Source organism: Sphingopyxis sp. GW821-FHT12F08 (assembly GCF_058806755.1).
This window is the reverse complement of the sequence record NZ_JBXAQA010000001.1, coordinates 340,873-353,346: the sequence shown is the minus strand read 5'-3', so window position 1 is coordinate 353,346 and position 12,474 is coordinate 340,873. Positions and strand designations below refer to the sequence as shown.

The window sequence follows — 12,474 nt, the reverse complement described above, 5'->3', positions numbered from 1 at the left end:
GGAATGATGGTTTTCGATGAGTGACGAACAGGACAAGCCGACCCTCAGCCGCAAGCCCCTCGGGCTGAAGCGGACGGTCGAGGCCGGACAGGTGCAGCAGCAATTCAGCCACGGCCGCCGCAACACGGTGGTGGTCGAGGTGAAGCGTCGCCGCGTGCTCGGCCGTCCCGGCGAAGCCGCGCCCGAGCCCGTGGTCGAAGAGGTCGAGGCTGCTCCGGCGCCCGCCCCGGCCCCCGCGCCTGCCCCTGCGCCGAAGCCCGCCCCGCGCGCGAGCGAGGCCGACAGCCTGATGTCGCGCCAGGAGCGCCAGGCGCAGCTGCTGCGCGAAGCCGAAGAAGCGCGCATGAATTCGCAGGAGGAAACGCGCCGCCGCGAGGAAGCCGCGCGCGCGCGCGCTGCCGAGGAAGAAAAGGCCCGCGCCGAAGCGCGCGGCGAGCAGTCGGCGGCCCCGGTCGCCGCGCCCGCCGCCGCGCCCGCGCCCGCCGCCGAAACCGCGCCGGTCGTCGAAGCGCCCGTCGCCAAGGCCGAGGAAGCCGAAACCCCCGCGCCGCGCAGCACCACCAGCGCCGCCCCGGCGCCGCGCCGCTTCACCCCGGTCGAGGCGCCCAAGCGCCCCGAACCCAAGCGTCCCGAGCCCAAGGCCACCCGCGGCGCCGACAACCGCCGTCAGTCGGGCAAGCTGACCGTCACGCGCGCGCTGAACGAGGACGAGGGCGCGCGCGCGCGCAGCCTCGCGGCGCTCAAGCGCGCCCGCGAAAAGGAAAAGCGCTCGCACACCAGCTTCTCGGGTCCGCGCGAGAAGCAGGTCCGCGAAGTCGTGGTGCCCGAAAGCATCACGGTGCAGGAACTGGCGAACCGCATGGCCGAAAAGACCAACGACCTGATCAAGGCGTTGTTCAAGATGGGCAGCCCGGCCGCCGGCACCGATACGATCGACCAGGACACCGCCGAATTGCTCGTCACCGAATTCGGGCACGAGATCACGCGCGTCAGCGAAGGCGATATCGACATCCGCCACGACGAGGATGTCGACGACGCCGAACATCTGAAACCGCGCGCCCCGGTCGTGACGATCATGGGCCATGTCGATCACGGCAAGACCAGCCTGCTCGACGCGCTGCGCGGCGCCAATGTCGTCGCGGGCGAGGCCGGCGGCATCACCCAGCATATCGGCGCCTATCAGGTGAAGACCCCCGACGGGTCGCTCGTCACCTTCCTCGATACGCCGGGCCATGAGGCCTTTACCGAGATGCGCCAGCGCGGCGCGAACGTCACCGACATCGTCATCCTGGTGGTCGCCGCCGACGACGGGCTGAAGCCGCAGTCGATCGAGGCCATTGCCCACGCAAAGGCCGCGGGCGTGCCGATCATCGTCGCGATCAACAAGGTCGACAAGGAAGGCGCCAACCCGCAGCGCGTCCGCGAGCGCCTGCTCGAGCACGAGCTGGTGGTCGAGGAAATGGGCGGCGACGTCCAGAATGTCGAAGTGTCGGCGCTCAAGAAGACCGGTCTCGACAAATTGCTCGAGGCGATCGCGGTGCAGGCCGAGATCATGGAGCTGAAGGCCAATCCCGACCGCGCCGCCGAAGGCACGGTGGTCGAGGCGAAGCTCGACAAGGGCCGCGGTCCGGTGGCGACGATCCTCGTTCGCCGCGGCACGCTCAAGGTCGGCGACATCTTCGTCTGCGGCGCCGAAAGCGGCCGCGTCCGCGCGCTGATCGACGACCAGGGCCAGCAGATCAAGGCGGCGACTCCGTCGATGCCGGTCGAGGTCCTCGGCCTCGGCGGCGTCCCGATGGCCGGCGACACGCTGACCGTCGTCGAGAATGAGGCGCGCGCCCGCGAAGTCGCCGCCTATCGCCAGGAACAGGCGACGCGCAAGCGCACCGTGCAGGCGCCCGTCAGCCTCGAGGGCATGTTCGAGGCGCTCGCCGACAAGGCCAATGTCATCCAGTATCCGGTGGTCATCAAGGGCGACGTGCAGGGCTCGGTCGAAGCGATCGTCAATGCGCTCAACAAGCTGTCGACCGACGAGATCCGCGTCCGCGTGCTCCAGTCGGGCGCCGGCGCGATCACCGAAAGCGACGTGACGCTGGCGGCGGCGAGCAATGCGCCGATCATCGGCTTCAACGTCCGCCCGAACGCCAAGGCGCGCGAGATCGCGAAGCGCGAAAAAGTGCGCTTCATGTATCATGACGTCATCTATCACCTGACCGACGAAGTCAGGAAGGAAATGGCGGGCGAGCTGGGTCCGGAGCGGATCGAAACCGTCGTCGGCCGCGCCGAGGTCAAGGAGGTCTTCCCGGCCGGCAAGCGCGACAAGGCGGCGGGTCTGCTGGTGCTCGAAGGCATCATCCGCAAGGGGCTCCACGCGCGCCTCACGCGCGACGACGTCATCGTCTCGGCGACGACCATCGCGTCGCTGCGCCGTTTCAAGGACGACGTCGCCGAAGTGCGCGCCGGCCTCGAGTGCGGCGTCGTGCTGGCGGACACCAACGACATCAAGCCGGGCGATCACCTCGAAGTCTTCGAAGTCGAACTGCGCGACCGGACGCTCTGACGGGCGTCCGCTCCGCATAACAGGGAGGCGGCACCATGGCGCGCTACGTCGCCCTGTTCGGCAGCATCAACGTCGGCGGCAACCGGCTGAGGATGGTCGATCTGCGCTCGGCGTTCGAGGCCGAGGGGTTCAGCAACGTCGAGACCGTCGTCGCGAGCGGCAATGTGCTGTTCGACCATGATGCGCGGCCGACACGCGGGCTCGAGGAAAAGCTTGGCCTGATGGTCGACGACCGTTTCGACATGACGAGCGCGGTCGTGGTGCGCGACCGGGACGAACTGGCCGCGGGCGTCTTGGACAATCCCTTCGCGGGCACGAACGAGGACCGGTTCGTCCACACCATGTTCCTGACCGACCAGCCGACGCAGGCGCAGTTCGATCAGCTGGTGGGCGATCATCTGGGTCGGGGCGGCGAGAAGCTCGCGCTTGGCCAGCGCATGCTGTTCCTCGACTATGGCGACGGCGTCGCCGACAGCAAGCTGACCGGCCCCTTCATCGAAAGGCGCTTGGGCTGCAAGGGCACCGCGCGTAACATGCGCTCGATCGCGCGCATCGTCGCGAAACTGGACGAAGAGAAGAAGGCCAAGTGAAGAAGCCCGAAAAGGACAAGGGACCTTCGGTCCGCGTGCTGCGCGTCGGCGAGCAGGTGCGCCACCTCCTGTCCGAAATCCTCGCGCGCGGCGACGTCCACGACGATGTGCTTGCAAAGCAACCCGTCAGCATCACCGAAGTGCGTATGTCGCCCGACCTGCGCCACGCGACGGTGTTCGTGAAGCCTTTGCTCGGCAAGGACGAGGAAGCGGTGCTGAAGGCGCTGCGCACCAACACCGCCTATCTGCAGAAGACCGTCGCGTCGAAGGTGCGGATGAAATATGCCGCGAAGCTGAAATTCCTGGCGGACGAGAGCTTCGACGAAGCGAGCCATATCGAAAAATTGCTGCGTGATCCGAAGGTGGTGCGCGATCTGGAGGACAGGGACGCCGAATGAACGGCCGCTGGATCGCCGTGGTGACTGCGACTTTGATCGCGATCGCGGTGGCCATCGGTGTTCCCTTCGTCGGCGGCGAGCAGAAATGGCATGTCGCGCGCGGCGCGCTCGATGCCGATTGCAACAATAGCGGCGCTAATCCCGACGGCAGCGTACAGTTCATGGTGCCGTGCCCACGGTCGGTCATGTCGCCCGATGGGCGCTGGAGAATCGTCCAGACCCCGGCCACAGGCGGCGAACGAGAAATTTACGACGTTCGGATCGAGGAGGCGAGCGGGCGCATCATCGGTTCGATCCCTGCGCTCAACGACAGCATGCCTTTCGTGCTGCAATGGTCGCCGCGGCGCGACTGGTTCCTGATCAATCACTATATGGGGTCGGGGTTGGAGCGGCCGCGCATTTTCGAGATTACGTCGCGCGGCATCGTCGAGCATGATCGCTTTCTGAAACGCGGTGAAGACATGGCTCGACGCATCTCGCCTTGCCTGCCCGGACCGAAGCCATGGCTCTGGGTCACCGGCACAGGGCTTCGATGGTCTCCCGACGGACGCCAGTTGGCATGGGTCTTTGTGACACGTCCGGACGCATGCATCGATCACGACAATTGGGAGGGCGGCCCGATTTCTGCCGACAAGCAGTGGAAACCGTTCCTGATGATCTCGGACATCGAGACCGGCGCCGTCGTCGAGGCCTCGATTCGCCTGCTGCCGGACGACGGCAAATGGGATTTCCCGGTCGACGGACCCTATGCCGATTTCTGAGGCACTGCGCGGCTACTTCCCCTTGGGCGTCTTGATCCCTGCCGCCGCTTCCAGCTCGACCAGCGCTTCCTCCAGATAGTCGATCATCCGCTGCGCGTGCGGGACGCTGCGGCGGCAGGCGGTGATGCCGAAGTCGATATTCTCGAAATTCGACACCTGGGTGATGTTCATCGCCATGCCGTCGACGGGGATGCTTGCGGGATACATGCCGTCGAGCCGCGCGCCGTTCCAGTACATCTGCTCGCGCGGGCCTGGGACGTTGGAGATCGTCACCGAGTAAGCGGGGAATTTGTCGGCGGTGCGCGTCAGCGCGGTGAGCATCATCGGGAAGCTGGTGATCGCGGTGTAGAGCTGGATCTGCGACGCGGTCATCGCGCGCAATTGCGCCTTCGCCGAGTTCATCGATTCCTGGATCGCCGCCATGCGGCTCGCCGGATCGTCGATATGCGTCGCGAGGTTCGCGGTCACCGACGCGACCGAATTGCCCGAATCGATGTCGTCCTTGGGGCGGATCGACACCGGCGCCATGGCTTTCAATGGCTTGTCGGGCAGTTCGTTCAGCGACTGGAGATATTTGCGCATCGCCCCCGCGCACATGCCGAGCACCGCGTCGTTGATCGTGCCGTCATAGGCCTTGCCGACGCGGCGCACGCGTTCGAGCGACCAGCTTTGCGCGACGAAGCGGCGCGCGCCGGTGATGTTGCGGTTGAAGCTGGTGCGCGGCACCCCGGCGAACGGCGTGACGAGCCCGTCGCCGCCCAGCCCGACCATCGCCGCGACATATTGGTTGAGCGCCTTGGTCACCCCGACGCTGTTGCCCCATTGCTCCTTCAGGAAATCGCCGATCGCCGCGATGTCGGTCAGGCTGGGGCGCGGGGCCTTCTTCGGCGGCGGGAATTTGCGCTTATAGGCTTCATAGGCCTCGACCGAGAGCGGCGAGGCGGTGCGCCGTTCCTTGGGATCGGGCGACAGCATCGAATTGTAGAAATGGATGCTCGCCGCGCCGTCCATCAGCGCATGGTGGATCTTCTTGAAGGTCGCGATCTGGCGGTTGGGCAGCCCCGAGATGAGCGTGATTTCCCACAAAGGCCGGGTGCGGTCGAGCAGCCCCGAATGGAGCCGCGAGGCGAGCTCGAACATCTCGCGGTAGCGCCCCGGCTTGGGCAGCGCCGAGGCGCGGACATGGTAATGCATGTCGATGTCGCGGTCGGGCTCGAGCCGGATCGGGCCGTACTGGCCGAGCGCGGTGAGCTTGAGCACCTCGCTGAACGGCCGGCGCAGCCCCTCGGACTGGCGGAGCAGCGCGAGCTGTTCGTTCAGCCAGTCGGTCTCGTCGACATCGTCGGGCAGGGTGTAGAGGTTGATGCCGCCGATATGCATCGGCATCTCGCGGCTTTCGCCCACCAGGAACATCGCATCGCTGATCGGCATCAGGCGCATCGGCAGCTCTCCCCACTGATTGTGCTGCATATTTGTGCGCAGCATGACAGGGGGCGGCGAGGTGTCAAGCGACAGCGGCCGGCCGTCACCATTCAATAGTTGACATCGGCAACTATTTGACCGACGAAGATGGCATGACCGAAGCCGCTGCCCTCCCCCCGAATCCCGCGCTCACCTCCGCCGTTGCCGCACTCAGGCGCTTCAACCGCTTTTATACCCGGCGGATGGGCGCGCTCGATCCGCACTATATGGGCAGCGAGCTGTCGCTGGTCGAAGCGCGGATATTCTATGAGATCGCGGTCGGCGAACCCGTGCTGGCCAAAGCGATCCAGGAAGCGGTCGGGGTCGATGCCGGTTACCTCAGCCGCATCGTCGGCAAGTTCGCCCGGCGCGGCTGGATCGAGCGCGGGCGCGGCGCCGATGCACGCGAGCGGCCGATCATGCTCACGCCCGAAGGCCGCGCCGCCTTTGCCGCGCTCGACGCCCGAACCTTCGACGAGACGGCACGGCTGCTGGACGGGTTGCCGGGGCACGACATCGCGGCGCTGAACGCCGCGGTCGACTGGATCGCCGACCGGCTGGGGCGTGCCGAAGGGCAGGCCTGCCATATCCGGACCTGGACGGTCGGCGACATGGGCATGGTCACCGCGCGCCAATCGATCCTGTATCAGCAGGCCTATGGCTGGGGCACGCGGATGGAGGCGCTGATCGGCGAGATCACCACCGCCTTCCTTCGCGACTTCCAGCCCGGGCGCGAGCAATGCTGGATCGCCGAGCGTGCGGGGCGCATGCTCGGCTCGGTCTTCCTCGTCGCCGAGGACGAACGCGTCGCGCGGCTGCGCCTGCTCTATGTCGAGCCCGAGGCGCGCGGGCTGGGGATCGGCGCCGACCTCGTCGGGCGCTGCGTTGAGTTCGCGCGCGCGGCGGGCTATCGGGAGATCATATTGTGGACGCACGCCGTGCTGACCAGCGCGCGGAAGATCTACGCCGCGCAGGGATTCGTCGTCGAGTCGGTCGAGACCCATGACGATTTCGGCAAGCCCGAAGTGAGCGAAAGCTGGCGCCTGATCCTCGCCGACTGAACGGGGTGGAACCGCGCCGGGATTGATCCTAAGCAGCGGCGCATGGCCAAGCTCTATTTCTACTACGCCAGCATGAACGCCGGCAAATCGACGACGCTGCTGCAGGCGGATTTCAACTATCGCGAGCGCGGCATGGAGACGATGCTGTGGACCGCGGCGCTCGACGACCGTTATGGCGCCGGACAAGTGACCAGCCGCATCGGGCTGATGGCCGAGGCGCACAAGTTCGATCCCGACAGCGACATCGCCGCCGCGGTGCTCGCCGAGAACCGCCAGCGTCCGCTCGCCTGCGTGCTCGTCGACGAGGCGCAGTTCCTGTCGAAACGCCAAGTGTTCCAGCTCGCGGCGCTCGCCGACGAAGCGAATATCCCGGTGCTCTGCTACGGCCTGCGCACCGATTTTTCGGCCGAGCTGTTCCCCGGCTCGGCGGCATTGCTCGGCATCGCCGATGCGCTCGTCGAGCTGAAGGCGGTGTGCGAATGCGGGCGCAAGGCGACGATGAACCTGCGCGTCGACGAAACGGGCCGCGCGGTGGTCGAGGGCGCGCAGACCGAGATCGGCGGCAACGACCGCTATGTCGCGATGTGCCGTCGCCATTTCATGGCGAAACGGCGCGAAGCTGCGGCGGCGCCAAGGGAGATAGGCGCCGATGCTTGACCGTCTCTATGCCGAACTCGCCGATGGCGACCTGAAACTGGTCAAGCTCGCCGAGGAGCACCGCGAGGCGCTGCGCACTGTCTGCGCGGCCGATGCCGACATCTGGCCGATCTATTCGTCGAGCTTCGGTCCCGGCCATTTCGACGCCAGTTTCGACACGCTGATCGGGCGCGGCGGCCGCATGCCCTATGCGGTGTTCGACGGCGCCCGATTGATCGGCATGACCGCCTGGCTGCGTCCCGATATGTCGGCGCAGACGGTCGAGATCGGCAACAGCTTCATCCATCCCGACGCGCGCGGCACCGGCTTCAACGGGCGATTGAAGAAGCTGATGATCGATCATGCCTTCGCGGTCGGCATCCGCCGCATCGAATTCCGCATCGACGAGCGCAACGCGCGATCGCAGGCCGCGGTCGCCAAGCTCGGCTGCACCAAGGAAGCGACGCTTCGGTCCGAGCGTATCACCTGGACCGGCCATGTCCGCGACACCGCGCTCTGGTCGCTGCTGGCGGGGGAGTGGGCGGGGCGCCCTTAGTCTCGTCATCCCGGCGAAGGCCGGGATCTCGCCGGTGCGTCAGTACGATAGGGTGAGATCCCGGCCTTCGCCGGGATGACGAAAGATACAGGTCAGCCCTAGTTCAGATTCTCCGTGCTAAAACGCGCCGCATGATGAAACAGAAACTCGCACTCTCCCTGGCCGCCTTGCTGCTTCCCCTTTCTGCAGCGGCGGCCGACGAGCCCGCCAAGGACGCGCGTGCAATCGGCGTCGAGGCGAGCATCGCCTTTCCCGCCTATGGCACCGTCCGCAATTTCGAGGCCGACGGCGACGACGGCATCTGGATCGAGGACCAGCGCCGCGACTGGTATTATGCCAAGCTCACCGGCTATTGCCCCGATCTCGACTTCGTCCAGGCGATCGCGATCGACACGCGCGGCACGTCGCGGCTCGACAAGTTCGGTGCGATCATCGTCAACGGCCAACGCTGCGCCTTTACCTCCTTCGTCACCGCCGAAAAGCCGTTGCCGCGCAAGGAGCGGCTGAAGCTCGCCAAGGAAGCGAAGGAAGCCGCGAAGGCGTCCGACTCAAATTGACAAGCGGCCCCGCCGCGCCCAAGCGCGCGCGGCAATGAACGGCTGGATCATCCTCGACAAACCCCTGGGGCTCGGCTCGACGCAGGCGGTCGGCGCGGTCAAGCGCGTCTGCCGCGAGGCGGGGTTGGGCAAGGTCAAGGTCGGCCATGGCGGCACGCTCGACCCGCTCGCGACCGGGGTGCTGCCGATCGCGCTCGGCGAGGCGACCAAGCTGTGCGGGCGGATGCTCGACGCGAGCAAGGTCTACGACTTCACGGTCCGCTTCGGGGCGCAGACCGACGGGCTCGACGCCGAGGGGGCGGTGGTCGCGACGAGCGACATCCGCCCGACGCTGGCCGAGGTCGCGGCGGTGCTGCCGCGCTTCACCGGGCCGATCGAACAGGTGCCGCCGGCGCACTCCGCGATCAAGATCGACGGCGAGCGCGCCTATGACCGCGCGCGCAAGGGCGAGACGGTCGAGATGAAGGCGCGGGGGGTGACGGTCTACAGCTTGGCGATCCTCCCCGGAACGGGGAGGGGGACCAGCGAAGCTGGTGGAGGGGCACTCTCGGCCCAGCGCTCCGCCGATGCCTTGCGCAAACCGCCTGTGCCCCTCCACCATCCTGCGGATGGTCCCCCTCCCCGTGCCGGGGAGGATCTGGAGGAAATCACCCTCACCGCGCATGTCTCGAAGGGCACCTATATCCGCAGCCTTGCGCGCGACATCGCGCTGGCGCTCGGCACCGTCGGGCACGTCACGATGCTGCGCCGCGCGCGCGCGGGGCCGTTCACCGTGGAACAGGCGATTTCGCTGGACAAATTGAACGCTTTCGGCCAAGGGGCCGCCCAATCAGAAGTAATTCTGCCGCTCGAGGCAGGGCTGGTCGACATCCCGGCTCTGAACCTTTCCCCGGAAGCGGCAGGGGCGATCCGCCAGGGTCGTGTCTGGACCGGGGTAAGCGCGGATGACGGGCTCTATTGGGGACGCGACGGCGACAATCGTCCGATCGCCCTGATCGAGGCTTTGGCGGGAACGCTGAAGGTCGTGCGCGGCTTCAACCTGTAAAACACGATGTTCGAAGGAAAAAACTATGTCGATTACCGCCGAGCGCAAGGCCGAAGTCATCAAGGAACATGCCCGCGAAGCCGGTGACACGGGTTCGCCCGAGGTCCAGGTCGCGATCCTGACCGATCGCATCAACAACCTGACCGATCACTTCAAGGCGAACCACAAGGACAATCACAGCCGCCGCGGGCTGCTGATGATGGTCAACAAGCGCCGCAGCCTGCTCGACTATCTGAAGAAGAAGGACGAGGGCCGCTACGCCGACCTGATCGCGAAGCTGGGTCTTCGCAAATAAGAATGCGAGGGCGGCCCCGGATCACCGGGGCCGCTTTCATTTTGGTTGCTCGCATAGCGCGCGACCGCAGGGCCGCTCCCGCATCCGGCGGGACCGCCACAGGGGCATCAAAGCGCCCCGTACCGCCCCGGGCCGGATTGCCCGGACACAGAGGCCCCGCCCGGCATAGGGCCCGGCGGGCGAAGGAAACACCATGTTTGACGTGAAAAAAGTATCGATCGAGTGGGGCGGTGAAACGCTGACCCTCGAAACGGGCAAGGTTGCCCGCCAGGCCGACGGCGCGGTTGTCGCGACGCTCGGCGAAACGATGGTCCTGGCCGCGGTCACCGCCGCCAAGACGGTCAAGGAAGGGCAGGATTTCTTCCCGCTCACCGTCCATTATCAGGAAAAATATTCGGGCGCAGGCCGCATCCCCGGCGGCTTCTTCAAGCGCGAACGCGGTGCGACCGAAAAGGAAACCCTGGTTTCGCGTTTGACCGATCGTCCGATCCGTCCGCTGTTCCCCGAAGGTTTCTACAACGAAATCAACGTCATTGCCCAGGTCCTGAGCTATGACGGCCACAACGAGCCCGACATCCTCGCGATGGTCGCCGCGTCGGCCGCGCTCACCATCTCGGGCGTGCCCTTCATGGGTCCGATCGGCGCCGCGCGCGTCGGTTATGTCGACGGCGAATATATCCTGAACCCGACCGACGAACAGGTTGCCGCGGGCGATCTCGACCTCGTCGTCGCCGCCACGTACGACGCGGTGATGATGGTCGAATCCGAAGCCAATGAGCTGTCGGAAGAGATCATGCTCGGCGCCGTGCTGTTCGCGCACGATGCGTGCAAGGAGGTCGTCAAGGCGATCGTGAAGCTCGCCGAACAGGCGGCCAAGGATCCCTGGGACATGGCCGAACAGGCCGACCTGACTGCCGCCAAGGACAAGCTCAAGAAGCTGATCGGCAAGGACATCGCCGCCGCGTACAAGCTGACCGACAAATCGGCCCGCTCGAACGCGCTGAACGCTGCCCGCGCCGCCGCCAAGGCTGCCTTCGCCGACGCCGCGCCGCAGGACCAGATGGCCGCCGGCAAGCTGGTCAAGAAGCTCGAAGCCGAAATCGTTCGCGGCGCCATCCTCAAGGACGGCAAGCGCATCGACGGCCGCACGACGACGCAGATTCGTCCGATCCTTGCCGAGACGCACTTCCTGCCCCGCGCGCATGGCTCGGCGCTGTTCACGCGCGGCGAGACGCAGACGATCGCAACCTGCACCTTGGGCACCAAGGACAGCGAGCAGATGATCGACGGCCTCAATGGCCTGTCCTACTCGAACTTCATGCTGCACTATAACTTCCCGCCCTACTCGGTCGGTGAAGTCGGTCGCTTCGGCGCCCCCAGCCGCCGCGACATCGGCCATGGCAAGCTGGCCTGGCGCGCGCTGCACGCGGTGCTGCCGACGAAGGACGAATTCCCCTACACGATCCGCATCACCAGCGACATCACCGAGTCGAACGGCTCGTCGTCGATGGCGTCGGTTTGCGGCGGGTCGCTCGCGATGATGGACGCCGGTGTGCCGATCAAGCGCCCGGTTTCGGGCATCGCGATGGGCCTGATCCTCGAAGGCAAGGATTATGCGATCCTGTCGGACATCCTTGGTGACGAAGATCATCTCGGCGACATGGACTTCAAGGTCGCGGGCACGTCCGAAGGCATCACCACGATGCAGATGGACATCAAGATCGCGGGCATCACGCGCGAAATCTTCGAGGCCGCTTTGAACCAGGCGAAGGAAGGCCGCGCGCACATCCTCGGCGAAATGGCGAAGGCGCTGGGCGAAGCCCGCACCGAGCTGTCGGCGCACGCGCCGCGCATCGAAACGATGCAGATCGACAAGTCGAAGATCCGCGACATCATCGGCACCGGCGGCAAGGTGATCCGTGAGATCGTCGCGACCACCGGCGCCAAGGTCGACATCGACGACGAAGGCCTGATCAAGATCTCGTCGAGCGACCTCGACCAGATCGAGGCGGCCCGCAAGTGGATCAGCGGCATCGTCGAGGAAGCCGAAGTCGGCAAGATCTATGACGGCAAGGTCGTCAACCTCGTCGATTTCGGGGCGTTCGTGAATTTCATGGGCGGCAAGGACGGTCTCGTCCACGTCAGCGAAATCAAGAACGAGCGCGTCGAAAAGGTCGCGGACGTCCTCAGCGAAGGCCAGGAAGTCAAGGTCAAGGTCCTCGAGATCGACCAGCGCGGCAAGGTCCGCCTGTCGATGCGCGTCGTCGACCAGGAAACCGGCGAGGAACTCGAAGACACCCGCCCGGCGCGCGAACCCCGCGAACCGCGCGGCGATCGCGGCCCGCGCCGTGATGGCGGCGACCGCGACCGTGGCCCCCGCCGCGACGGCGGTGGCGGTCGTGACCGCGGTCCGCGCCGCGACGGCGGCGGCGACCGCGGCCCCCGAAGCGAAGGGCGCCGCGAGCGTAGCGAAGGTCCCGAAGACCAGGGCCATGTGCCCGACTTCCTGAAGGACTGAGCGCTTCTTTTATCGGAACAGGAAAGGGGCTGCCGA

Annotated in this window: 12 protein-coding genes; 11 read left to right on the top strand and 1 reads right to left on the bottom strand. The window is 66.3% G+C overall.

All coding sequences use genetic code 11. From position 1 onward, the window contains the following. Positions 1-16: 16 nt before the first annotated feature. Genes infB through AC1RNQ_RS01750 form a run of 4 tightly spaced genes read left to right on the top strand, consistent with a single transcriptional unit; the run spans position 17 to position 4,309 of the window. Entirely contained in the window at positions 17-2,560 is a 2,544-nt protein-coding gene (infB, locus tag AC1RNQ_RS01765) for a translation initiation factor IF-2 (protein ID WP_493168425.1), read from the top strand. Positions 2,561-2,595: 35 nt separating this feature from the next. Then, complete coding sequence (locus AC1RNQ_RS01760; protein WP_493168423.1) at positions 2,596-3,150, top strand: DUF1697 domain-containing protein; 555 nt, start codon at positions 2,596-2,598, stop codon at positions 3,148-3,150. Further along, complete coding sequence (rbfA, locus tag AC1RNQ_RS01755) at positions 3,147-3,548, top strand: 30S ribosome-binding factor RbfA (protein WP_493168422.1); 402 nt, start codon at positions 3,147-3,149, stop codon at positions 3,546-3,548. Before AC1RNQ_RS01760 ends, rbfA begins: the two co-directional genes overlap by 4 nt. Further along, on the top strand, positions 3,545-4,309 hold the full coding sequence (locus tag AC1RNQ_RS01750) for a hypothetical protein (protein ID WP_493168421.1): 765 nt from the start codon (positions 3,545-3,547) through the stop codon (positions 4,307-4,309). The genes rbfA and AC1RNQ_RS01750 overlap by 4 nt, the downstream gene beginning before the upstream one ends. A gap of 12 nt (positions 4,310-4,321) precedes the next feature. Here the strand turns inward: AC1RNQ_RS01750 and AC1RNQ_RS01745 are convergent, their stop codons facing one another. Then, positions 4,322-5,794: a WS/DGAT/MGAT family O-acyltransferase gene (locus AC1RNQ_RS01745; RefSeq protein ID WP_493168419.1), complete on the bottom strand. Its 1,473-nt coding sequence runs from the start codon at positions 5,792-5,794 to the stop codon at positions 4,322-4,324. An 89-nt stretch (positions 5,795-5,883) separates the two neighbouring features. Here AC1RNQ_RS01745 and AC1RNQ_RS01740 point away from each other — a divergent pair, with 89 nt between their 5' ends. From AC1RNQ_RS01740 to pnp, 7 genes are all read left to right on the top strand, one after another. Then, the gene (locus tag AC1RNQ_RS01740) at positions 5,884-6,831 is read left to right on the top strand and encodes a bifunctional helix-turn-helix transcriptional regulator/GNAT family N-acetyltransferase (protein WP_493168417.1); all 948 of its coding nucleotides are present in this window, start codon (positions 5,884-5,886) and stop codon (positions 6,829-6,831) included. A gap of 42 nt (positions 6,832-6,873) precedes the next feature. Next, complete coding sequence (locus AC1RNQ_RS01735) at positions 6,874-7,488, top strand: thymidine kinase (RefSeq protein ID WP_493168415.1); 615 nt, start codon at positions 6,874-6,876, stop codon at positions 7,486-7,488. Then, positions 7,481-8,023: a GNAT family N-acetyltransferase gene (locus AC1RNQ_RS01730; RefSeq protein WP_493168413.1), complete on the top strand. Its 543-nt coding sequence runs from the start codon at positions 7,481-7,483 to the stop codon at positions 8,021-8,023. The genes AC1RNQ_RS01735 and AC1RNQ_RS01730 overlap by 8 nt, the downstream gene beginning before the upstream one ends. Before the next feature lie 131 nt (positions 8,024-8,154). After that, on the top strand, positions 8,155-8,580 hold the full coding sequence (locus tag AC1RNQ_RS01725; protein ID WP_493168411.1) for a DUF6491 family protein: 426 nt from the start codon (positions 8,155-8,157) through the stop codon (positions 8,578-8,580). A 34-nt stretch (positions 8,581-8,614) separates the two neighbouring features. Then, the gene (gene truB, locus AC1RNQ_RS01720; RefSeq protein WP_493168409.1) at positions 8,615-9,625 is read left to right on the top strand and encodes a tRNA pseudouridine(55) synthase TruB; all 1,011 of its coding nucleotides are present in this window, start codon (positions 8,615-8,617) and stop codon (positions 9,623-9,625) included. Positions 9,626-9,650: 25 nt separating this feature from the next. Further along, positions 9,651-9,920: a 30S ribosomal protein S15 gene (gene rpsO / locus AC1RNQ_RS01715; RefSeq protein WP_077147162.1), complete on the top strand. Its 270-nt coding sequence runs from the start codon at positions 9,651-9,653 to the stop codon at positions 9,918-9,920. A 193-nt stretch (positions 9,921-10,113) separates the two neighbouring features. Next, a complete protein-coding gene (pnp, locus tag AC1RNQ_RS01710; protein WP_493168407.1) occupies positions 10,114-12,438 on the top strand; it encodes a polyribonucleotide nucleotidyltransferase in 2,325 nt (774 codons plus the stop codon). Positions 12,439-12,474 lie beyond the last annotated feature (36 nt).

What these genes read in the sequence shown, in the direction of transcription:
- infB (WP_493168425.1), top strand. Translation starts at nt 17, where the DNA reads ATGAGTGACGAACAGGACAAGCCGACCCTCAGCCGCAAGCCCCTCGGG.
- AC1RNQ_RS01760 (WP_493168423.1), top strand. Translation starts at nt 2,596, where the DNA reads ATGGCGCGCTACGTCGCCCTGTTCGGCAGCATCAACGTCGGCGGCAAC.
- rpsO (WP_077147162.1), top strand. Translation starts at nt 9,651, where the DNA reads ATGTCGATTACCGCCGAGCGCAAGGCCGAAGTCATCAAGGAACATGCC.
- pnp (WP_493168407.1), top strand. Translation starts at nt 10,114, where the DNA reads ATGTTTGACGTGAAAAAAGTATCGATCGAGTGGGGCGGTGAAACGCTG.
- AC1RNQ_RS01730 (WP_493168413.1), top strand. Translation starts at nt 7,481, where the DNA reads ATGCTTGACCGTCTCTATGCCGAACTCGCCGATGGCGACCTGAAACTG.
- AC1RNQ_RS01735 (WP_493168415.1), top strand. Translation starts at nt 6,874, where the DNA reads ATGGCCAAGCTCTATTTCTACTACGCCAGCATGAACGCCGGCAAATCG.
- AC1RNQ_RS01745 (WP_493168419.1), bottom strand. Translation starts at nt 5,794, where the DNA reads ATGCTGCGCACAAATATGCAGCACAATCAGTGGGGAGAGCTGCCGATG.
- truB (WP_493168409.1), top strand. Translation starts at nt 8,615, where the DNA reads ATGAACGGCTGGATCATCCTCGACAAACCCCTGGGGCTCGGCTCGACG.
- AC1RNQ_RS01750 (WP_493168421.1), top strand. Translation starts at nt 3,545, where the DNA reads ATGAACGGCCGCTGGATCGCCGTGGTGACTGCGACTTTGATCGCGATC.
- AC1RNQ_RS01740 (WP_493168417.1), top strand. Translation starts at nt 5,884, where the DNA reads ATGACCGAAGCCGCTGCCCTCCCCCCGAATCCCGCGCTCACCTCCGCC.
- AC1RNQ_RS01725 (WP_493168411.1), top strand. Translation starts at nt 8,155, where the DNA reads ATGATGAAACAGAAACTCGCACTCTCCCTGGCCGCCTTGCTGCTTCCC.